The 18,935-nt window shown below is 69.5% G+C and carries 21 protein-coding genes; 10 read left to right on the top strand and 11 right to left on the bottom strand.

What is annotated here, in order from left to right; genetic code table 11:
* Positions 1-13: 13 nt before the first annotated feature.
* Positions 14-1,201: an epoxide hydrolase family protein gene (locus Pmi06nite_RS05575; RefSeq protein WP_203951721.1), complete on the top strand. Its 1,188-nt coding sequence runs from the start codon at positions 14-16 to the stop codon at positions 1,199-1,201.
* A 40-nt stretch (positions 1,202-1,241) separates the two neighbouring features.
* A complete protein-coding gene (locus Pmi06nite_RS05570) occupies positions 1,242-1,868 on the top strand; it encodes an NADPH-dependent F420 reductase (RefSeq protein WP_239113676.1) in 627 nt (208 codons plus the stop codon).
* Between the two features lies 1 nt (position 1,869).
* Here the strand turns inward: Pmi06nite_RS05570 and Pmi06nite_RS05565 are convergent, their stop codons facing one another.
* Positions 1,870-2,304: a YbjN domain-containing protein gene (locus tag Pmi06nite_RS05565; RefSeq protein WP_203951720.1), complete on the bottom strand. Its 435-nt coding sequence runs from the start codon at positions 2,302-2,304 to the stop codon at positions 1,870-1,872.
* Positions 2,305-2,347: 43 nt separating this feature from the next.
* Here Pmi06nite_RS05565 and Pmi06nite_RS05560 point away from each other — a divergent pair, with 43 nt between their 5' ends.
* Genes Pmi06nite_RS05560 through Pmi06nite_RS05545 form a run of 4 tightly spaced genes read left to right on the top strand, consistent with a single transcriptional unit; the run spans position 2,348 to position 5,153 of the window.
* Complete coding sequence (locus Pmi06nite_RS05560) at positions 2,348-3,211, top strand: RNA polymerase sigma-70 factor (protein ID WP_239113675.1); 864 nt, start codon at positions 2,348-2,350, stop codon at positions 3,209-3,211.
* A 40-nt stretch (positions 3,212-3,251) separates the two neighbouring features.
* Entirely contained in the window at positions 3,252-4,037 is a 786-nt protein-coding gene (locus Pmi06nite_RS05555) for an SDR family oxidoreductase (protein ID WP_203951719.1), read from the top strand.
* 8 nt (positions 4,038-4,045) lie between these two features.
* Entirely contained in the window at positions 4,046-4,510 is a 465-nt protein-coding gene (locus tag Pmi06nite_RS05550) for a hypothetical protein (RefSeq protein WP_203951718.1), read from the top strand.
* Between the two features lie 43 nt (positions 4,511-4,553).
* Positions 4,554-5,153 (top strand): GNAT family N-acetyltransferase, encoded by a 600-nt coding sequence (locus tag Pmi06nite_RS05545; RefSeq protein WP_203951717.1) that lies wholly within the window; start codon positions 4,554-4,556, stop codon positions 5,151-5,153.
* A gap of 88 nt (positions 5,154-5,241) precedes the next feature.
* Here Pmi06nite_RS05545 and Pmi06nite_RS05540 read toward each other — a convergent pair whose 3' ends face one another.
* The gene (locus Pmi06nite_RS05540; RefSeq protein ID WP_203951716.1) at positions 5,242-5,775 is read right to left on the bottom strand and encodes a TetR/AcrR family transcriptional regulator; all 534 of its coding nucleotides are present in this window, start codon (positions 5,773-5,775) and stop codon (positions 5,242-5,244) included.
* A 77-nt stretch (positions 5,776-5,852) separates the two neighbouring features.
* Between Pmi06nite_RS05540 and Pmi06nite_RS05535 the strand changes: the two genes are divergently transcribed.
* Positions 5,853-6,647, top strand: coding sequence for an SDR family NAD(P)-dependent oxidoreductase (locus tag Pmi06nite_RS05535; RefSeq protein WP_203951715.1), 795 nt, complete (start codon positions 5,853-5,855; stop codon positions 6,645-6,647).
* A gap of 58 nt (positions 6,648-6,705) precedes the next feature.
* Here Pmi06nite_RS05535 and Pmi06nite_RS05530 read toward each other — a convergent pair whose 3' ends face one another.
* The 7 genes from Pmi06nite_RS05530 to Pmi06nite_RS05500 form a co-directional block, all read right to left on the bottom strand.
* Positions 6,706-7,341 carry a pyridoxamine 5'-phosphate oxidase family protein gene (locus Pmi06nite_RS05530; protein ID WP_203951714.1) on the bottom strand — a complete coding sequence of 212 codons (636 nt, stop codon included), beginning with the start codon at positions 7,339-7,341 and terminating at the stop codon, positions 6,706-6,708.
* A gap of 47 nt (positions 7,342-7,388) precedes the next feature.
* Positions 7,389-7,550, bottom strand: a complete 162-nt coding sequence (locus tag Pmi06nite_RS05525) for a hypothetical protein (protein WP_203951713.1) — start codon at positions 7,548-7,550, stop codon at positions 7,389-7,391.
* Between the two features lie 258 nt (positions 7,551-7,808).
* Entirely contained in the window at positions 7,809-8,249 is a 441-nt protein-coding gene (locus tag Pmi06nite_RS05520; protein WP_203951712.1) for a carboxymuconolactone decarboxylase family protein, read from the bottom strand.
* Positions 8,250-8,391: 142 nt separating this feature from the next.
* On the bottom strand, positions 8,392-9,393 hold the full coding sequence (locus Pmi06nite_RS05515; RefSeq protein ID WP_203951711.1) for a LacI family DNA-binding transcriptional regulator: 1,002 nt from the start codon (positions 9,391-9,393) through the stop codon (positions 8,392-8,394).
* Positions 9,394-9,407: 14 nt separating this feature from the next.
* Positions 9,408-10,289, bottom strand: a complete 882-nt coding sequence (locus Pmi06nite_RS05510) for a carbohydrate ABC transporter permease (protein ID WP_203951710.1) — start codon at positions 10,287-10,289, stop codon at positions 9,408-9,410.
* Positions 10,289-11,194, bottom strand: a complete 906-nt coding sequence (locus Pmi06nite_RS05505) for a carbohydrate ABC transporter permease (RefSeq protein WP_203951709.1) — start codon at positions 11,192-11,194, stop codon at positions 10,289-10,291. Before Pmi06nite_RS05505 ends, Pmi06nite_RS05510 begins: the two co-directional genes overlap by 1 nt.
* Positions 11,191-12,504: an ABC transporter substrate-binding protein gene (locus Pmi06nite_RS05500; protein ID WP_203951708.1), complete on the bottom strand. Its 1,314-nt coding sequence runs from the start codon at positions 12,502-12,504 to the stop codon at positions 11,191-11,193. Before Pmi06nite_RS05500 ends, Pmi06nite_RS05505 begins: the two co-directional genes overlap by 4 nt.
* Before the next feature lie 194 nt (positions 12,505-12,698).
* On the opposite strand from Pmi06nite_RS05500, the gene Pmi06nite_RS05495 reads away from it, so the two are divergent.
* Together Pmi06nite_RS05495 and Pmi06nite_RS05490 are read left to right on the top strand one after the other, a co-directional pair.
* Positions 12,699-14,810, top strand: a complete 2,112-nt coding sequence (locus Pmi06nite_RS05495) for a beta-galactosidase (RefSeq protein WP_239113674.1) — start codon at positions 12,699-12,701, stop codon at positions 14,808-14,810.
* A 99-nt stretch (positions 14,811-14,909) separates the two neighbouring features.
* Positions 14,910-16,436, top strand: coding sequence for a glycoside hydrolase family 53 protein (locus tag Pmi06nite_RS05490; protein WP_239113673.1), 1,527 nt, complete (start codon positions 14,910-14,912; stop codon positions 16,434-16,436).
* A 68-nt stretch (positions 16,437-16,504) separates the two neighbouring features.
* Here the strand turns inward: Pmi06nite_RS05490 and Pmi06nite_RS05485 are convergent, their stop codons facing one another.
* Together Pmi06nite_RS05485 and Pmi06nite_RS05480 are read right to left on the bottom strand one after the other, a co-directional pair.
* A complete protein-coding gene (locus tag Pmi06nite_RS05485; RefSeq protein ID WP_203951707.1) occupies positions 16,505-17,362 on the bottom strand; it encodes a TIGR03620 family F420-dependent LLM class oxidoreductase in 858 nt (285 codons plus the stop codon).
* A gap of 32 nt (positions 17,363-17,394) precedes the next feature.
* Positions 17,395-18,144: an SDR family NAD(P)-dependent oxidoreductase gene (locus Pmi06nite_RS05480; RefSeq protein WP_203951706.1), complete on the bottom strand. Its 750-nt coding sequence runs from the start codon at positions 18,142-18,144 to the stop codon at positions 17,395-17,397.
* Between the two features lie 112 nt (positions 18,145-18,256).
* Here Pmi06nite_RS05480 and Pmi06nite_RS05475 point away from each other — a divergent pair, with 112 nt between their 5' ends.
* Positions 18,257-18,859: a TetR/AcrR family transcriptional regulator gene (locus Pmi06nite_RS05475; protein WP_203951705.1), complete on the top strand. Its 603-nt coding sequence runs from the start codon at positions 18,257-18,259 to the stop codon at positions 18,857-18,859.
* Positions 18,860-18,935 lie beyond the last annotated feature (76 nt).

The following is an 18,935-nucleotide window of genomic DNA, read 5'->3' as shown; positions in this document are numbered from 1 at the left end:
CAACGTCGTCGTCATGGAGAACAACACCGACATCCGCCCGTTCCGCATCGACATCCCGCAGGCCGACCTCGACGACCTCGACGATCGGCTCGGCCGTACGCGCTGGCCCGGGGAGATCCCCGGCGTCGGCTGGACCCGCGGCGTACCCCTGGAGTACCTGAAAGGACTGGCCGCGTACTGGCGCGACGGCTACAGCTGGCGGGAGAACGAGGCAGAGCTGAACAAGCTTCCGCAATTCATGACCACGATCGACGGCCAGGACTTCCACTTCGTCCACGCCCGCTCGCCCGAGCCGGACGCCCTGCCGCTGGTCCTCACGCACGGGTGGCCCGGATCGTTCGTGGACTTCGCCAAGGTCATCGGCCCCCTGTCCGACCCGCGGGCGTACGGCGGCGACCCCGCGGACGCCTTCCACGTGGTGGTCCCCTCGCTGCCGGGGTTCGGGTTCTCCAACCCGGTCCGCGAGCAGGGCTGGGGGAACATCTTCCGGGTCGCGGGGGCGTTCATCGAGCTGATGGACCGGCTCGGATACGACCGGTTCGCCGCGCAGGGCGGCGACATCGGGTCCGGCGTGTCGGGGCTGTTGGCGACCCTCGCGCCCGATCGCGTCGCCGGTGTGCACATCAACGGGCCGGGGCCGGTCCCGTTCGGGCCTTCCCTGCAGGTGGATCAGTTCGGCGGGGCCGACAAGGTCCGCGCCGAACGGTTCAACCGCTTCCAGTCGGAAGGCATGGGATACCTGGGGATCCAGTCCACCCGGCCGCAGACCCTCGCCTATTCGCTCAACGACTCACCGGCCGGGCAACTGGCCTGGATCGTCGAGAAGTTCAGGGAATGGACCGACCCGGCGGCCGAGCTTCCGGAGGACGCCGTCGACCGCGATCACCTGCTCACCGGCGTGAGCCTGTACTGGTTCACGGGGTCGGGCGCCTCATCGGCCAACTTCGGTTACGAGGGGATGAAGGCCTTCAGGGAGGTCGTCGCCCGGTCCGGTGGAAACGGCTCGCACGGCCGGGTGGGCTCGCCCCGGCCGACCGGAGTGGCGGTCTTCGCCGCGGACAACGGCATCCGGAGCCTGCTCGACCCCGATAACGCGATCACGCACTGGTCGGAGTTCGACACGGGCGGCCACTTCCCGGCCATGGAGACGCCCGGCCTGCTGATCGCCGACGTGCGTGAGTTCTTCCGCTCACTGCGGTGAGCTGGGGAATGAGGGCCGTCGGCGGCGCGTTTCACCGGCCATGGTTATTGGACTGATCGGCAGCGGGCACATCGGCGGCACAATCGCGAAGCTGGCGCTCGGCGCCGGGCACTCGGTGGTCGTCAGCAACTCCCGAGGCCCGGAGACGCTGTCGGAACTGGTCGCGCAACTCGGCCCCGGCGCCCGCGCGGCGACCGCGGCCGAGGCGGCGGCCGCCGGAGACATCGTCGTGGTGACGATCCCGTTCGGCCGCTACCGCGAGGTCCCGGTCGAGCCGCTCGCCGGCAAGATCGTGATCGACACGAACAACTACTACCACGAGCGCGACGGGCGCTTCCCGGACATCGACTCGGGCGAGACGTCGGACAGTGAGACGCTCGCCGCGCACCTTCCCACGTCACGGGTGGTCAAGGCGTTCAACTCGATCCACTACGCGCAACTGGGGGACCAGGGGGTGCCCAGCGGAACCGAGGACCGGCGCGCGCTGCCCATCGCGGGTGACGACGCGGACGCCAAGAAGGCCGTGACCGACCTGATCGACTCCTTCGGCTTCGACGTGGTCGACGCCGGGCCGCTCGCCGAGGGCCGCCGGTTCCAGCGGGACAAGCCCGCCTACGGCCCGCGCTTCACGGTCGAGACGCTGAAGGACGCCCTGGCCCAGGGCTGAGCTAGCCCGCCTCGAAGGCGAGGCGGTCGGCGAGCCAGCGGTGGAACTTGATCGCGAACCTGACCCAGTGGGCGATGACCGTGGTCAGGTGCTCCCGGGTGACGCCCGCGCCGATGTACAACTGCGCGTCGCCGATGACCCGGATCACGCCGCTGTCCGGGGTGAACGCGTAGACCTTCGGCCACATGGTGTCCGCGTTCCACTCGTTCAGCGCCGTGAGCAACATCGGTTTCTCATCGACCGAGTAGTGCCGGTCATAGAAGGTCCGGATCGTGAAGAGATCGCCCTCCGAGCCGAACAGGAAGAAGACGGTCAGCTCCGAGGTGGAGATCGCGAGATCCCCCTCGGAGTCGACGGTGTGCTCGAGATCCAGCTCGTCGAGGATCTCTGTGATGAGCTCCTGATCCGGCTGGACGACCGCTGGCGAAGGGGTCACACCAACCATCCTGCACCATGCGGCCGTCAATAGGCTGGGGGTCGTGGCAGAGGAATTCGAGGGGCACCGTCAGCGGCTGTTCGGGCTCGCCTACCGGCTGCTCGGCTCGGGGGCCGAGGCCGAGGACGCCGTGCAGGACGCCTACCTGCGCTGGTACGCCGCCGATCGCGCGTTGATCGCGTCCCCCGAGGGCTGGCTGGCGAAGGTCCTGACCAATCTGTGCCTCGACCGGCTCACCTCGGCCCGTGCCCGGCGGGAGCAGTACATCGGGCCATGGCTCCCCGAGCCCGTCCTCACCGACGAGCCGGCTGAGACCGCGGAACGGTCCGAGTCGATCTCGATGGCGTTCCTCGTCCTGCTCGAACGGCTCACGCCTGCCGAGCGGGCGGTCCTCGTTCTGCGCGAGGCGTTCTCGTACGGCTATCGCGAGATCGCCGACGTGCTCGACCTGTCCGAGGCGAACTGCCGTCAGGTGCACCACAGGGCGCTGCAGCGGGTGTCGGGTGAGCGGAGGTTCGACGCCTCCGCCGAGTCGCGGCGGCTGATCGTCGAGCGCTTCCTCACCGCGGCCACGAACGGCGACCTCGCCGGTCTGGAGCAGATTCTCGCCGCCGACGTCGTCGCCTGGGCCGACGGCGGAGGCAGGGTCAGCGCGGCCCTGCGCCCGGTGTCCGGAGCCGTCAAGGTCGGCCGGTACGTGACCGGGATCGCCGAGAAGTACCGCGAGGTCGACGTCCGCCTGCTCTACGCCGAGGTCAACGGCGAGGCCGCGCTCATCGCGTCGATCGAGGACCGGCTTCTCGCGGTATTCGTCATCGAGACGGACGGGGAACGGATCCACGGCCTCCGCAGCGTCCTCAACCCCGAGAAGCTCGACTATCTCGCCGGCCAATTGGCTCGCCGCTGAGGGTTGTCACAATCCGGAGGCCTATCCCGTTCGTAGGAGTATGAGCCAATCCATACTCGTCACGGGGGGCACCGGCACGCTCGGCGTCCATGTCGTCGGCCGGCTCCTGGAGGCCGGGCATCTCGTCCGGGTGCTGACCCGGTCGCCCCGCCTCGACACTCCGTACACGGTGGTGGCCGGTGACCTGACCAGCGGCGCCGGAGTGGACGAGGCCGTCGCCGGCGCGGACACGATCATGCACCTCGCGACCGACCCCATGGTCATGGGCGCCGACCTCGAGGGGACCCGCCGGTTGGTCGAGGCCGCCCGCCGGGCCGGGACGGCGCACCTCGTCTTCATCTCGATCGTGGGCGTCGACCGGAATCCGTACTTCTACTACCGGGCCAAGCACGCGGCCGAGCGGGTGATCGAGGCCTCGGGCCTGCCGTACACGATCCTGCGGACGACCCAGTTCCACGATTTAGTCCTTTACGTGACCCGGAAACTGGCCCGTCGTCCCGTCATGCCCGTTCCGATGGGATGGCGATTCCAGCCGATCGACACCGGGGAGGTGGGGGAGCGGATGACCGCACTCGCCGCAGGAGGCGCCGCCGGCCGTGTTCCGGACATGGGCGGACCCGAGATCTTCACGTTCCGCGAGCTGATGAACCGCTATCTCGCCGCCGCGGGGTGGCGGCGCACGCTCGTGCCGGTCCCGATCCCCGGGAGGATCTCGGCGGCGTTCCGCCGGGGTGTGCAACTCGTGGAGGGAGACGGTGGAGGCCGCCGAACGTATGGCGCGTTCCTTGCTGATCGGGTCAAGCCGGGCCAACCGGTGGGAAGGTAGGGGGAGTCATGGACACCGTCTCCGCTCCGCGGCCGACTGTGGGTGGCCGTGCCGTATGGCTTCGTGTCGGATTCGCCTATCTGGCGTTCACGGAACTCGTCATCGGGTTGTGGCAGATGTCGGCGCCGCGCTCGTTCTACGACGACTTCCCCCTGCCCGGGCATCCGTGGGTCTCGATGTTGCCCGCGTACAACGAGCACCTGATGCGGGATCTCGGTGGTCTCAACACGGGCATGGGGGTCATGCTCGTGATCGCGGCGATCACGTTGAACCACACGGTTGGGTGGGTGACGCTGCTCGGGTACCTGATCTACTCGGTGCCCCACCTGCTCTTCCACGTCGGTCACCTCGCCCATTACACGCCGGTCGACGTGGCGGGCCAGGTGATCACTCTGGGGATCAGCGTCATCGTCCCGGCCCTGCTCCTGTACGGACTGCTGCGGACCCCGCGGAACGGTTCGCACCGGTGGTGACTCCGGTTGTCGTGCCGGGAGAGGGTGGGCCGACGATGGGAGCATGTCGATCTCAGGTGACGACGCGGGCGGCCGGGACGCGACGGGCACAGGCCCCGGCTCGATCAGCGGGTATGGGGCCGGGTCTCCCGCCGATCCGCTGATCCGGCGGGCCGTCGCGGCAGATGTCCCCGCCCTGGTACGGCTCCGCGCGCTCATGCTTCAGGAGATGGGGCTCGTTATCGGGGATCAGGACGCCGAATGGCGACACGGCGCCGGGACCTGGTTCGAGCGGCGACTGCGGGACACGTCGCGGTTCGCGGTGTTCGTGGCCGACGATCCCGAGCTGGGACTCGTGAGCTGCGCCGCGGGGATGTGTGAGGACCGCGCACCGAGCCCGACGAATGTCAGCGGGTTCCACGGCCATGTCTTCAACATCAGCACGGACGTCCGCCGCCGGCGACTGGGTCACGCGAGGGCATGTCTGGTCGCGCTGCTCGGCTGGTTCCGCGACGAGACGGCGGCCGGGGTGGTCAGCCTCAACGCCACTGAGGACGGCATGAACCTGTACCGGTCCCTCGGCTTCGAGGCTCCAGGATTCCCGCCGCTTCAGCTGCGGATTGAAGGCTTGGACGAGAGGCCGGACACACCTAGGGCTCCATGAAGCGCTGACACCTGGTTCGGGTCACCCACTGCACGGCGCACGTGTCTCCGCCTGAGAGCCCGGCCCATGTCTGAGAGAACGGCGATTCTCACGTCAGGCTTCTCACCAGCACCGTGATCTCCTCGGCGAGGAGGGCGTCGACGGGCGCGTGCCGGTTGAGCAGCCGGTACCACATGGCTCCGAAGATCATGTCGACGATGAGGTCGAGGTCCGCGTGGGAAGGCGCCGAGTCGCGCTCCAGCACTTCCCTCAGCGCGGCCCGCCGAGGGCCGATGAGCCGGGTGCGGAGCCGTTCCGCCAGATCCGGATCGCTCTGGGCCTCGGCCATGAGCCCCACGACCACCCGCCCGGCGACCCCGTCGGTCAGGGCGAAGGTCTCCCGCAGAAACGATCCGAGGTCCGGCGGCGACGGCGGAAGCCCGGGGGCGACGACGGCGGTCATCGCCTCCAGGAGCACGTCGGCCTTCGTGTTCCACCACCGGTAGAGCGTCTGCCGCCCGGTGCCGGCCTCCGCGGCGATGGCCTTGAGCGTCACGTTCGGATAGCCGTCGCGCTCACACAACCGCAGGGCGGCCTGGAGGATGGCCCTGCGGGACTCTTCGCTGCGCGGCCTGCCGACCATGCGGCCACTTTACAGGACACCGTGTCTCGTTTTAGCATTTACGAGGCACAATGTCTCGATTTAAGCAGGAGTACGGCATGAGGACGATTCTCATCACCGGCGCCACAGACGGCCTGGGCCGTCATCTCGCCGGGCGCCTCGCCTCCAGGGGCGACCGGGTGATCGTCCATGGGCGGGACGCGGACCGGGTGCGACGGGTGCGGGAGGAGATCGGCGGCGCCACCGAGAGCGTGCTGGCGGACCTGGCCGACCTGCGGCAGGTCGACCGCATGGCCACCGAGGTCGGGGAGCGGTTCGACCGGCTGGACGTGCTCGTGAACAACGCGGGAGTCGGCGGTGGGACGCCGGGGTCGGGCAGGCAGGAGAGCCGCGACGGAATAGAGCTCAGGTTCGCGGTGAACTACCTGGCCGGCTACCACCTGGCCCGGCGCCTCGCCCCGCTGCTGGTCAGGTCGGCGCCCGCCCGCATCGTGAACGTGGCGTCGGCGGGCCAGCAGGCGATCGACTTCGGCGATCCCCTGCTCACCAAGGAGTACGGCAGGCAGCGGGCGTACTCCCAGAGCAAACTGGCGCAGATCATGTTCACCGTCGATCTGGCGGATGAACTGGCCGGCGCGGGAGTGTCGGTCACGGCCCTGCACCCGGCGACCTACATGGACACCACGATGGTCCGCCAGTCGGGCGTTCCCGTTCTCACCCCCGTGAAGGAGGGGGGCGACGCGACCCTGCGCCTCATCGACGAGGACGTCCCGAGCGGCCGCTACTTCAACGGCACCCGCGAAGCCCGCGCCGACTCCCAGGCGTACGACGCCGAGGCGCGCGCCCGTCTGCGCGAACTCAGCGACGATCTCATCCGCCAGGCGCTCGGATAGGCGCCGGGCTCGGGTGGGCGCTGGACGGTCGGGTGGGCGCCGGGAGTTCGCCGAGCGCTCAGAGGGGCGTCTCCGCGCGGCGCATGACGTGGTCGGGGATCGGGCGGGTCGCCAGGGGATCGGTCACCGGCCGGCGCCACGAGGTCGCGAGCGGCAGCACGCCCGCCCAGACGTCATGCGGATCGTCGGCGTCTTCCGGCGGGCCCTGCCGTACCTTGACCGAGGCCTCCTCCAGGGAGATCGCCAGGATGGTCGTGGCGGCCAGTTCCTTGCGGTTGGGGCGGCGGGCGTAGTCCCACTGGCCGGGGGCGACGTGCTCGGTCAGGCATTCGAGCGCGGCCAGCTTCTCCTCGTCCTCCAGAGCGCGCGGAACGCCGTAGATCATGGCGCTGCGGTAGTTCACCCCGTGCTCGAACACCGAACGGGCGAGCACCAGGCCGTCGATGTGAGTGATCGTCACGCAGACCGTGGCACCCTGGGCGAGGCTGCGGCTGGCGACCGATCCGTGCACATAGATGTGGTCGGAGTCGAAACCGTAGACCGTCGGCACGACCATCGGGTCACCGTCGGCGACCACTCCCAGATGGCAGACGAACCCGGCGCGGAGCACCGCGAACAGATCCTCACGGTCGGTACGGCCCTGCTCCCGTAGCCGCCGATGACGGGTTCGGCTCGTAGCCGACAGATCACTCATAAGGTGACATCTAACCCAACAGCAGCCCTAGCCGGAAGCCTCCGATGTCATGCCGCCGAGGTCGGTCCCGAGGTGCGGGGGAAACGGATGACGTTGCCTCCGGTGTACGCCCGCAGATCGACGACCTTGCGGCTCGGCCGGATCGGCCTTCGGCGCAGAGCCGGTCCGATGTCCCTGACCTTGGCGAGTGACGGCACCACCTTGAGCATGTAGACCCCCCGACCGTGATGATTCCGTTATCCGTCCCCGATAGATACAGGTGATGGCGTAAAGCAAGCGTAAAAGGTCAGTAAGGCAGGCGGCGGCCGGAGGGCGAGCGCAGGTCGAGGTCGTAGAGGCCGCTCACGCGGCGGGAGTGGCGTGGCCGGGAGATCCTTATGCGTCTCATGGTCCGTGCCTCCTTGCGACGATGGTGAGCAGACTATGCTCCCTCTCGCTTGCGGTCCCCTTGTTTTCCGCTTGCAGCGTCAGCCGTGGGAGCCCGGGACCATACGGGTGGTCACGGAGATCCTGTTCCAGGCGTTGATCGTCGCGATCGCCACCACGAGAGCGGCGAGGGACTCCTCGTCGTAGTGCTCGGCCGCCTCCTGCCAGACCTCGTCCGGCACCGGGTCGGGCCGATCGCTCAACCGGGTGGACGCCTCGGTGAGCGCGAGCGCCGCCCGCTCGGCGTCGGTGTAGAAGGGCGCGTCCCGCCAGGCCGCCACAGTGAAGAGGCGCTCGTCGGTCTCCCCTTCCTTCTTGGCCTCGTGACTGTGCATCTCGACGCAGAAGGCGCATCCGTTGATCTGGCTGGCCCGTAGCTTGATCAGGTGGAGTGTGCGCTGGGGCAGTGCGCTCTCGCGAAGGAAGCGCTCCAGGCCGTAGAGCGACTGATAGGCCTTGGGAGCCGCCGCAGCGACGTTCATCCTCTGCATAATTATCCCCTTGTCATCCGCGTCATCCTTTTCGGGTCTGTACCCGCGGTGCAGAACGACGGGACCCAGGCCCCGATCTGTGACGCCGCCGTCCTGACACGGCGCGCCGACGGGGGCGGCGTCAGGCGAGATGTCAGGCGGATTCCCGGACGATCAGCCGGGTGGGGAGGATGACGGATTCCACGTGCTCCGCGCCGTCGATGAGCGCCAGCAGGAGCCGTACGGTCTCCTCCGCGACGTCGGCGAGCGGTTGGCGGATCGTGGTGAGCGGGGGATGGGTGGACAGGGCGACGGACGAGTCGTCGAACCCGCCGACCGCCACGTCGTCCGGCACCCGCCGCCCGGCGGCGCGCAGGGTCGCCAGCGCGCCGGCGGCCATCAGGTCGGAGGCCACGAAGACGGCGTCGAGATCCGGCGTGCGCTCCAGGAGCCGGGCCATCCCGCTCTCGCCGCTCAGCCGGGTCCAGTCGCCGTGCTCGATCAGCTTCCTGGACGCCTTGCGGCCGAGGACGTCCGCGAATCCCTCAAGTCGCTGGATGCCGCCCGGCGTGTCCATCGGCCCGGTGATGGTCGCGATCTTCTTGCGGCCCGCCTCGATCAGGTGGCGGGTCATCTGGCGGGCGCCCTCCCGGTCGTCGGCCGCGGCGTGGGGGATCACGCTCTCCCTGCCGATGACCGCGCCGAGGGCCACGGCCGGAATCGCGATGTCGACCAGCGCGTCCACCATCCGGTCACCGGCGTGGGTGGACAGCAGGAACACGCCGTCGGCGTGGCCGCCCCTGACGTAACGGATCACCCGGTCGCGATCGCCGTCGTCGCCCGCCACCATCATCACCAGCGACATGTCCCGATCGGCCAGCCGCCGGACCGCCGTGCGGATCGTCACGCTGTAGTTGGGGTCCTCGAACAGCTTCTCGTGGGGCTCGGACAGGACCATGACGATCGAACCGGTCCGCTGCGTGACGAGGCTGCGCGCGTTGCGGTTGACGATGTAGCCGATCTCGGCGATCGCCCGCCGGACGGCGGCGTGGGCTGCGGGGCTGACGTACCGATCGTCGTTCAGCACGCGGGAGACGGTGCCGCGGGAGACGCCCGCGACCGCCGCGACATCGTGAATGGTCGGACGCTTTGCCATGCCGGTATTGTCACTCAGCTCTTGACGGCGCCGCTGGACAGGTCGGTACGCCAGTATCGCTGCATCGTGAGGAAGAGCGCGATGAGCGGGATGAGCGAGACCAGCGCGCCTGTGATGATCAGGTTGTAGAGCGCCGGCTGATTGGAGCCCGCCGCGAGCAGCGTGTAGAGCCCGACCGTGAGCGGGAACGTGTGGTCGTCGCCGAGCATGATGAAGGGCAGCAGGAAGTTGTTCCAGATGGCGACGAACTGGAACAGGAAGATCGTGACCATGCCCGGCAACATGAGCGGCAGCGCGACCCGGCGCAGCAGCAGCCAGTGCCCCGCGCCGTCGATGCGGCCCGCCTCGAGGAGCGAGTCGGGGATCGCGGCGCCGGCGTAGACCCGCGCCAGATAGATGCTGTACGGATGCAGGATCTGGGGCAGCAGGACCGACCAGTAGGAGCCGGCCAGCCCGATCGAGGAGAACAGCACGTACTGGGGGATCGCCAGAACCACGGACGGAACGAGGATGCCGCCGATCAGCACGTTGAAGATCGCGTTTCTGCCCCGGAAGCGGTACTTCGCGAGGGTGTAGCCGGAAACGGCCGAGACCGCGGTCGACAACAACGCGCCGCCGCCCGCGTAGATCAGCGTGTTGAGCATCCACAACCAGAACACGCCGCCCCGGTAGGCGGCCAGGTCGGCGATGTTGGCGGCCAGGCCCGTGCCGGGGGCGAAGGTCGCCGTCGAGAACAACTCGGCCTTCGACTTGGTGGCGGCGATCAGCACCCAGCTCACCGGGAGGAGGCAGTAGACGGCGCCCAGCAGGAGGATCGCCGTCGGAGCCACACCGTACGGCCGGAGCGGTCTCCTGAGCGTGCGTTGCCTCGCGACGGTTCCGGTGGTGACGGCCATCAGCCCTCCTGGAACGCGCGGTCGCGGACGACGCGCAGGAAACCGAACGACAGGACGAGGGAGATCGCCGCGATGACGATCGACGTGGCGGCGGCCGAGTACAGGTCGCCGTTGACGAACGCGTCCCGGTAGACCTTCATGAGCGGACTCCACGTGGAGCTGATCGTGTTCGTCAGCGGCCGCAGTGCGGTCGGCTCGGTGAACACCTGGATCGTGGCGATGACGGAGAAGACGGTCGTCAGGATGATCGCCGGCATCAGGATCGGGATCTTGATCCGCAGCGCGATCTGGCGCTCGCTCGCGCCGTCGATGCGGGCGGCCTCGTAGTAGGTCCGGGGGACCGCCCGGAGTGCGGTGTACAGGACCAGCATGTTGAAGCCCGTGCCTCCCCAGACCGCGATGTTGGCCATCGAGAACGTCACGGTCCCCGGGCCGAGCAGGACGGCGTCGATGCCGAGGTCGCGCAGTGGCGTGACGCTGGGCAGGTAGAGGAAGCCCCACAACAACGTCGCCACCACACCCGGCACGGCGTACGGAAGGAACAGGGCGATCCTCGAGAACCGGGCGAGCCGTACGTGCGCCGAGTCGAGCAGCAGCGCGAACAGCAGCGCCAGGCCGAGCATGACGGTCAGCACGATCGCGCCGTACCCGAGCACGCGCAGCCAGCCCGCCCACAACTCGCCGTCTCCGACCGCCGCGCTGTAGTTGTCGAGGCCCGCGAAGACCTCTCTGCGTGCCCCGCGGCCGAGGCCGAGTCCCGAGACCTTCGTCCTGCGGAGGCTGAGGTAGGCGGTGTACACGATGGGGACCGCGGTGAAGAGCGTGAACAGCACCACGGCCGGCGCCAGGAACAGGTAGGGGGCGGCGCCCGCACCGCGGGCGCCGCTCGGCCGGTGTGCTCTCATTGCGCGAGCTGGAATCCGGACTTCTGCATGTCCGCCACGGTCGTCTCCTGCATCACCTTCACGGCGTCGGAGAACGAGGACGTGCCCTGCACGGCCTTGTCGAAGGCGTCCTTGAAGGCGTTGTAGGTCACGTTGACGTCCGGTCCGAAGGTGAAGCCCCGGGCCGTCGCGGAGATGTCGGCGGTCTGCTGCCAGAAGTCCGGCTGGTTGGAGAAGTAGTCGGGGGCGCTGGTCAGCGCGGCGCCGCCCTTCGTCGCCGCCGGGTAGACCGCGCCTTCCGTGACCAGCAGGGACAGCGCCTCGGGGTCGGTGTTCAGCCAGGTGGCGAATTGCGTGGCGGCCGCCTGGTTGGGCGACTTCTGGGCGACGGCGGTGGACGAGCCGCCCCAGAAGCCGGTGGCCTTCTCACCGGCGGACCACTGCGGAAGCGGCGCGATCGCCCACTTCCCCTTGCCCTTGGGAGCGTTGCTCGACAGGACTCCCGGACCCCAGACGGCCGAGGGCCAGGTCAGCAGGGTGCCGTCGTTGAGCGCCTTGTTCCATTCGGGGGTGAAGTACGGCTGGCCGTCGATGACCCCCTCCTTGACCAGGCCGCCCCAGTAGTCGGCGACCTTCTTCGTGGCGTCGTCGTCGATGGCGACCTTCCACGATTCGCCCTGGATCGACCACCACTGGGCGCCCGCCTGCTGGGCGAGGCCGGCGAACGAGCCGGGGTCCTTGCTCGAGAACGTGCCGAGGTAGACCTTGGGGTCGGCCTTGTGCACCTTGCGGGCGGCCTCGGCGTACTCGTCCCACGTCTGGGGCACCTGGACGCCGTACTTGTCGAAGAGGTCCTTGCGGTAGTAGAGCATCATCGGACCGCTGTCCTGCGGGATGGCGTAGACGGCGTCCGTGCCGAGTGTGACCAGCCCCCAGATCCCCTCGCCGAACTCGCCCTTGATCTGGGTGGTGCCTGCCGTCAGGTCGGCGACGGCGTCGGCGGCCACGAACGACGGCAACATCTGGTACTCGGCCTGGATCAGGTCGGGCGGGTTCCCGGCCTTGGCGGCGGTGAGGAACTTGGCGGCCGCGTCGTCGCCCCCGGCCTGCTTGCTCACGCTGACCTGGATGTCGGGATGCGCCTTGTTCCAGACCGCCACGATCTTGTCCATGTTGGGGACCCAGCTCCAGTAGGAGAGCGTGACCGGCCCCGCGGCGGAGGTCTGGGCGGCCGTCGGCGCGGCCGTTTCCCGTGATCCGCCGGAGCATCCGGCGGATAAGGCGAGGGCGAGGGCCGCGGCCCCCGCCACTGCGAGCCGACCTGAACGCATACGTGCCTCCATGGGGGTGGGGGAGACGTCAACAGTCTGGGAACGTTCACAGACTGGAATCCCGGTCTGCGAGTGTCAATGCTCGTTACATTGTCGTTAACTGACGCGTTGATCTGCGATGTTGGCGGCGACTCTTTTCTCGCGTGGGCGGCTCGATTACTGTGCACGTTCACAGAACAAGTCGAGGGGGAGCTTTGCCTGGATATCCCGTCCTGCCCGATGGCCTGGCATACGGGGGGGACTACAACCCCGAGCAGTGGCCGGAGGAGGTGTGGCAGGAGGACGTCCGGCTGATGCGCGAGGCCGGGGTGAACCTGGTCACGGTCGGCGTCTTCAACTGGGGGCTGATCGAACCCGCGGAGGACGTGTACGACTTCGACCGGCTCGACCGGATCCTCGACCTCCTGCACACCGAGGGCATCATGGTCGACCTCGCGACGCCGACGTCCTCACCCCCCGTGTGGTTCCGCAACCGCTACCCGGGAAGCCGGCTGGTCGACCGGGAGGGCCGCGTGCTCGGCGGAGCCACCCGCCACAGCTTCTGCCCCAGCTCACCCCACTACGCCGCCGCCTCGGAACGCGTGGCCGTACGGCTGGCCGAACGCTACGCCGGGCATCCGGCGCTGGCCATGTGGCACGTCCACAACGAGTACGGCTGGGCCAACGCGCACTGCTACTGCGCGACCTCGGCGGAGGCGTTCCGTGCCTGGCTGCGGGAGCGCTACGGGGACATCGGAGCCGTCAACGCGGCCTGGGGGACCACGTTCTGGGGGCTGACCTACGGCTCGTTCGACGAGATCGAGCCGCCGGTGCTCGCCCCGGTCGGCCTGCTGACCGGACTCCAACTCGACTTCATGCGCTTCTCCGTCGACACCCACATAGCGAACTACCGGCGGGAACGGGCCGCTGTCCGGCGGTTCAGCGACCTGCCGGTCACCACCAACTTCATGATCCCCAACTGCAAGCCCATGGACTACTGGCGGTGGTCGGCCGAGGTCGACGTCGTCGCGAACGACCACTACCTCGACGCGGAGGGACCCGACGCCCACATCGACCTGGCGATGGCGGCGGACCTCACGCGCTCGGTCGCCGGCGGCCGCCCGTGGATGCTCATGGAGCACTCGACGGGCGCGGTCAACTGGCAGCCCCGCAACCTCGCCAAACGCCGGGGGGAGATGCGGCGCAACAGCCTCGCGCACGTCGCCAGGGGCTCGGACTCGGTGATGTTCTTCCAGTGGCGCGCTTCGCGTCACGGCGCGGAGAAGTTCCACTCGGCGATGGTGCCCCACGCCGGGACCGACTCCGAGGTCTGGCGGGACGTCGTCGACCTGGGAGCCGACCTCGGCCGGCTGGCCCCCGTCCGCGGCTCGCGGGTCGAGGCGGACGTCGCCGTCATCTGGGACTGGGAGTCCTACTGGGCGCTCGAACTGGAGTGGCGGCCCTCCACGGACCTGCGGTTCCGGGAGCGGGTGGGGGCGTTCTACGCCGCCCTTTGGCGTGAGCACGTCACCGTCGACTTCGTCCACCCGTCGGCCGACCTGTCGGCGTACCGGCTGGTGGTCGCGCCCAGCGCGTACCTGCTCACCGAGGCGTCGGCCAAGAACCTGCACCGCTACGTCGAGGCCGGCGGTCACCTGCTCGTCTCGTTCTTCTCCGGCATCGTCGACGAGAACGACACGATCCACGGGGGGCCGTACCCGGGGGTGCTCCGCGAGGTGCTCGGCCTGTCGGTGGAGGAGTTCCATCCGCTCCGCGAGCACGGCACGGTCACCGTCACTCCCGCCACCGGGATCGAGGGATCCGTCGGCCGCATCTGGTCCGAGCGCGTTCGCGTCAGAGAGGCGACGCCCGTGTGGACGTTCGCCGACGGCCCCGACGCCGGCCACCCCGCGGTGACCAGGCACGACCTCGGAGCCGGCGCGGCCTGGTACGTCGCCACCGCCCTCGGCGAGGTCCACGGTGCGACGGACGGCGATGGTCACGGCGCGACGGACGGCGATGGTCACGGCGCGACGGACGGCGATGGTCACGGCGCGACGGACGAGGCTCACGGCTCCGGCTCGCGTGATCCGTACGGCCTGCGGGGGCTGCTCCGCGAGGTGCTCGACCACGCGGGTGTACGGCGGCTCGCGGGCGTCCCCGAGGACGTCGAGGTCGTCCGCCGTGGTGCCCACCTCTTCCTCATCAACCACGCCGACCGGCCGGTCACCGTTCCCGGCGTCACGGGAACCGGCCTGCTCGACGGCGTGGAACACCGGGGATCCGCCACCGTCCCGCCCGGAGGGGTGGCGGTGGTCCGCACATAGGGGTCCCCGGTGCCGCGCCGATTCCTGACCGCGGCGCGGCGCCGGGGACGCACGGGGGTTCGGGGATGTCCGTATCACTCCTCACCTGAGCGAGGACACATGAACAAGACCCTGATGGCGCTCGCCCTGTGCGCCACCGCGATGCTCGTCGCGATCCAACCGGCACGGGCCGACTCCGGCCCTCCCAAGGTCGTCAACGGCGGTTTCGAGAACGGAGTCGCCGGCTGGCGGACGTCCGCAGGCAAGAACGCTGCGGTGTCCGCCCAGGCGGGAGGGCACACCGGGGCGTACCGGCTCACGCAGCAGGCGGCGACGGCGTTCCGGGCCGAGACCCGCCAGACGGTGTCCGGGCTTCGGGACGGCTACTACACCCTGCGCGCCTGGGTGCGGACGGGGACGGCGAGCCAGAGCCGGATCGCCCTGAAGGACTGCGGCTCGCCGGACGCGGCCACCTTCGTCCCGGCATCCGGCTCGGAGTGGTTGCACATCGCGGTCACCCAGAAGGTGACGCGGGGCAGGTGCACGATCAGCCTCGGCACCGACGCGGCCGCCGGAGGCTGGGCCGAATTCGACGACGTCGCCTTCGCCCCGGGGAAGGCGATGCTCTCGGTGAAGGGGGCCGACACCTCGAGCCTGCCGAAGTCGGAGGCGAACGGCGGCAGGTACCTGACCGCGAGCGGCAAGCGGGCCGACGCCCTGAAGATCCTGCACGCCGCCGGGGCCGACTACGTGCGGCTCAAGGTGTGGGTCGACCCGGTCGACGGCTACAACGACAAGGCGCACGTGCTGGCCATGGCCAGACGGGTCAAGGCGCTCGGCATGGGCCTGCTGGTCGACTTCCACTACTCCGACGCGTGGGCCGACCCGGGCAAGCAGTACAAGCCCGCCGCGTGGACGGGCCTCGACTACGCGCATCTGAAGACCGCGTTGTACGACCACACGTACGACGTGCTCAACGCGCTGAAGGCACAGGGGACAACGGCCGACATGGTCCAGGTCGGCAACGAGATCAACGACGGGATCCTGTGGGAGGAGGGCCGCAGCTCTCACTTCGCCGACCTCGCGGGCCTGCTCAACGCGGGATATCAGGCGGTCAAGGACGTCTCGGACCGGACGAAGGTCGTCCTGCACGTGGCCGAGGGCGGGAACAACGGGCTGTTCCGCTGGTGGTTCGACAGCGCCGCGGCCAACGGGGTCCGCTACGACGTGATCGGCGTGTCCTACTACCCCTACTGGCACGGGACGCTCGGGGCCTTCCAGGCCAACATCGACGACATCGCGGCCCGTTACGGCAAGCCCGTGCTCATCGCCGAGACGGCCTATCCCTTCACCGACGCCGAGAACGACCCCCTGACCAACATCATCACCTCGGCCGAGCCGTACCCGAACTATCCCGCAACGCGTGCGGGCCAGACCGCGATGTTCCGTGACGTGCTGAGCATCGTCCAGGCGGTGCCGGACGGGCGCGGGCTCGGCGCCGTCTACTGGGAGCCGACCTGGACCGCCGTGCCCGGCAACGGCTGGGACCCGGCCGACCCCTCTTCCGGGAACGGCTGGGAGAACCAGGCGCTGTTCGGCTACGACAATCGGGCGCTCCCCGCGATGGGGGCGTTCGCCCACCAGTGAGCCCGGCCGTACGGCTCCCGCGACCCGCGCAGGTCGCGGGAGCCGTACGCGCTCCGCGTCCGGAGGCGTCAGCGGGTGAGCGGCGCCAGTTCCCGCCACTCGCGGCGCGGGAACGCCCCGTCCGCGCGCAGGACGTGGAGGGCGACGTGGTCGGCCCCCGCGTCGTGGTGTTCTGCCAGGCGGCCGGCGATCGCCTCGACCTCCCCCCAGGCCACGACCCCGTCGATCAGGCGGTCGCTGCCGCCGCCGGCCAGATCCTCGTCGGCGAACCCCTGGCGGCGCAGGCTCCTGGCGTAGTGGTCCATGGTCAGGAACGGCCCGAGGAAGCCGCGCGCGGTGGCACGCGCCCTGCCGGGGTCCCCGTCCAGCACGACGGCCTGGTACGGGGCGAGCGTGGGCCCCCGGCCGAGCGACTCCCGGGTGGCCGCCGTTGACTCGGGCGTGACCATGAACGGGTGCACCCCCGAGGTGCGCTGCCCGCCCAGCCGTACGAGGCGGGGGCCCATCGCGGCGAGGATGCGCTCGCCCGCGGGGAGGGGGACGTCCGCGTGGTCGAGGCGGTCGAGATACCCGTTCATGTCCTCCACCGGCCGGAACGGGCGGCCCGCCCCGTTCGCGGCGGCGGGGTCGCTCACCCCGAGGCCCGTGAGGACGCGTGCGCCGTACGCCTCCCGGAGCGCGGCGTGACCTCGGGCGATCTCCTCGGCGTCGTGCCGCCAGATGCTGATGACGCCGGTGGCCACCGTGGTCGTACGGGTGGCCCGCAGCAGCCTTTCCACGTCGCCGAGGACGTCGCCGCCGCCCAGGCCGGGGATCCACAGCGTCCCCCAGCCGAGGTCGTCCAGTTCGGCCGCGGCCTCCGCTGTCTCGACCGGATCGCCGAGACGGAGTTCCGTGCTCCAGATTCCCGCTCGTCCCAGGTCCATCGTTGACGCTCCTGTCCGTCCTAGTCCTGGTCTCAGATCTGGTTGAGGCCGCCGTCGACGTAGAGGTTGGAGCCGGTGACGAAGGTGCTCTGGCCGGAGGCGAGGAACAGGATCGCGTCGGCGATCTCCTCCGGCCGCCCCATCCGGCCCATGGGCACCTGGCTCGCCATGTAGCCCTTGAGCTGCTCGGCCTGCTCCTCGTCGGGGGCCAGGCCGCTGAATCCGGGGGTGTCGACCGGCCCCGGAGTGATGGCGTTGACCCGGATGCCGCGGCCTCTGAGCTCGTTGGCCCAGGTGCGGGCGAAGGAGCGGGTAGCAGCCTTCGACGCCGCGTACACACCGAAGGCCTCGGTGCCCGAGTCCGCGGCGGAGGAGGAGCTCACGATGATCGACGCGCCGTCGTTGAGCAGTGGCAGCGCCTTCTGGACGGTGAAGAGCGTGCCCCTGACGTTGGTGTCGAAGGTCTGGTCGAAGTGCTCCTCGGTGACCTGCTCGAGCGGGGCGAACGCGCCGCCGCCCGCGTTGGCGAACAGCACGTCCACTCCCTGCCCGCGCTGCTCGACCGCGGTGTAGAGGCGGTCGAGGTCAGTCAGGTCCGACACGTCGCCCTGGACGCCGACGGCGTTGGGTCCGATCTTCCGTACCGCGTCGTCGAGTTCCGGCTTGCGCCTGCCGAGGACGAACACGAGCGCGCCCTCCTGCGCCAGTCGCCGGGCAGTGGCGAGTCCGATGCCGGTGGTGCCTCCGGTGACGACCGCGGTCTTGCCTGCGAGCTGTCCCATTTGTCTGGTCCTTTCCTGCCAAAACTTCAGTACCGATCGGTACTGAAAAAGACCATAGCACTGCGCGGACGACTTGTGTACCGATCGGTTTCTCGTTGGCTATCCTGAAGGCATGGGCAGCACTGGACGGGCCGTGATCGGCCGGCCTCGCGGATTCGACGCCGACGCGGCGCTGGACCGGGCGCTTGAGGTCTTCTGGCGTCAGGGCTACGAGGGCGCCTCGCTCAGCGACCTCACCGAGGCCATGGGCATCAACAAGACCAGCATGTACGCCGCGTTCGGCAACAAGCGTGAGTTGTTCGGCAAGGCGCTCGTCCGCTACGCCGAGGTCGACATGGCCTACGCGCGCGACGCCCTGGCCGCGCCGACCGCCAGGGGGGTCGCCGAGACCTTCCTGCGGGAGAACGCCAAGGCCGTGACCACGCCGGACCGGCCGCCGGGGTGTTTCTCCATTCAGGGCGGCCTGTCCTGCGGGCCCGACAACGCCGAGGTGACCGCGACCCTCGCCCTCGCGCGCAAGGGCGGGGAACTCGCGATGCGCGACCGGTTCCGCCGTGCGATCGAGGACAGTGACCTTGGCCCCGAGAACGATCCCGACGACCTCGCCCGTTACATCATGACCGTGTCGGAGGGCCTGGCCGTCCACGCCTCCGCCGGCGCCACCCGCGAGGAACTGACCCGCACCGTAGAAATCGCCCTCCGCGCCTTCCCCTGACCTCCCTTGAGCGTGATCATGCACACATTCGGCAGCAGCCCACCTGGCCTGCCCCGATCCCCGTCGTGATCATGCA

The sequence above is a fragment of the Planotetraspora mira genome (genome assembly GCF_016863275.1).
In the GTDB taxonomy this organism is placed as follows: domain Bacteria; phylum Actinomycetota; class Actinomycetes; order Streptosporangiales; family Streptosporangiaceae; genus Planotetraspora; species Planotetraspora mira.
Note: the sequence above shows the minus strand (reverse complement) of the source record. Positions and strands in the feature narration are given on the sequence as shown.

What these genes read in the sequence shown, in the direction of transcription:
- Pmi06nite_RS05540 (WP_203951716.1), bottom strand. Translation starts at nt 5,775, where the DNA reads ATGGTCGGCAGGCCGCGCAGCGAAGAGTCCCGCAGGGCCATCCTCCAG.
- Pmi06nite_RS05520 (WP_203951712.1), bottom strand. Translation starts at nt 8,249, where the DNA reads ATGAACGTCGCTGCGGCGGCTCCCAAGGCCTATCAGTCGCTCTACGGC.
- Pmi06nite_RS05515 (WP_203951711.1), bottom strand. Translation starts at nt 9,393, where the DNA reads ATGGCAAAGCGTCCGACCATTCACGATGTCGCGGCGGTCGCGGGCGTC.
- Pmi06nite_RS05575 (WP_203951721.1), top strand. Translation starts at nt 14, where the DNA reads ATGGAGAACAACACCGACATCCGCCCGTTCCGCATCGACATCCCGCAG.
- Pmi06nite_RS05485 (WP_203951707.1), bottom strand. Translation starts at nt 17,362, where the DNA reads ATGGACCTGGGACGAGCGGGAATCTGGAGCACGGAACTCCGTCTCGGC.
- Pmi06nite_RS05545 (WP_203951717.1), top strand. Translation starts at nt 4,554, where the DNA reads ATGTCGATCTCAGGTGACGACGCGGGCGGCCGGGACGCGACGGGCACA.
- Pmi06nite_RS05555 (WP_203951719.1), top strand. Translation starts at nt 3,252, where the DNA reads ATGAGCCAATCCATACTCGTCACGGGGGGCACCGGCACGCTCGGCGTC.
- Pmi06nite_RS05550 (WP_203951718.1), top strand. Translation starts at nt 4,046, where the DNA reads ATGGACACCGTCTCCGCTCCGCGGCCGACTGTGGGTGGCCGTGCCGTA.
- Pmi06nite_RS05525 (WP_203951713.1), bottom strand. Translation starts at nt 7,550, where the DNA reads ATGCTCAAGGTGGTGCCGTCACTCGCCAAGGTCAGGGACATCGGACCG.
- Pmi06nite_RS05480 (WP_203951706.1), bottom strand. Translation starts at nt 18,144, where the DNA reads ATGGGACAGCTCGCAGGCAAGACCGCGGTCGTCACCGGAGGCACCACC.
- Pmi06nite_RS05570 (WP_239113676.1), top strand. Translation starts at nt 1,242, where the DNA reads ATGGTTATTGGACTGATCGGCAGCGGGCACATCGGCGGCACAATCGCG.
- Pmi06nite_RS05500 (WP_203951708.1), bottom strand. Translation starts at nt 12,504, where the DNA reads ATGCGTTCAGGTCGGCTCGCAGTGGCGGGGGCCGCGGCCCTCGCCCTC.
- Pmi06nite_RS05530 (WP_203951714.1), bottom strand. Translation starts at nt 7,341, where the DNA reads ATGAGTGATCTGTCGGCTACGAGCCGAACCCGTCATCGGCGGCTACGG.
- Pmi06nite_RS05535 (WP_203951715.1), top strand. Translation starts at nt 5,853, where the DNA reads ATGAGGACGATTCTCATCACCGGCGCCACAGACGGCCTGGGCCGTCAT.
- Pmi06nite_RS05475 (WP_203951705.1), top strand. Translation starts at nt 18,257, where the DNA reads ATGGGCAGCACTGGACGGGCCGTGATCGGCCGGCCTCGCGGATTCGAC.
- Pmi06nite_RS05510 (WP_203951710.1), bottom strand. Translation starts at nt 10,289, where the DNA reads ATGGCCGTCACCACCGGAACCGTCGCGAGGCAACGCACGCTCAGGAGA.
- Pmi06nite_RS05490 (WP_239113673.1), top strand. Translation starts at nt 14,910, where the DNA reads ATGAACAAGACCCTGATGGCGCTCGCCCTGTGCGCCACCGCGATGCTC.
- Pmi06nite_RS05505 (WP_203951709.1), bottom strand. Translation starts at nt 11,194, where the DNA reads ATGAGAGCACACCGGCCGAGCGGCGCCCGCGGTGCGGGCGCCGCCCCC.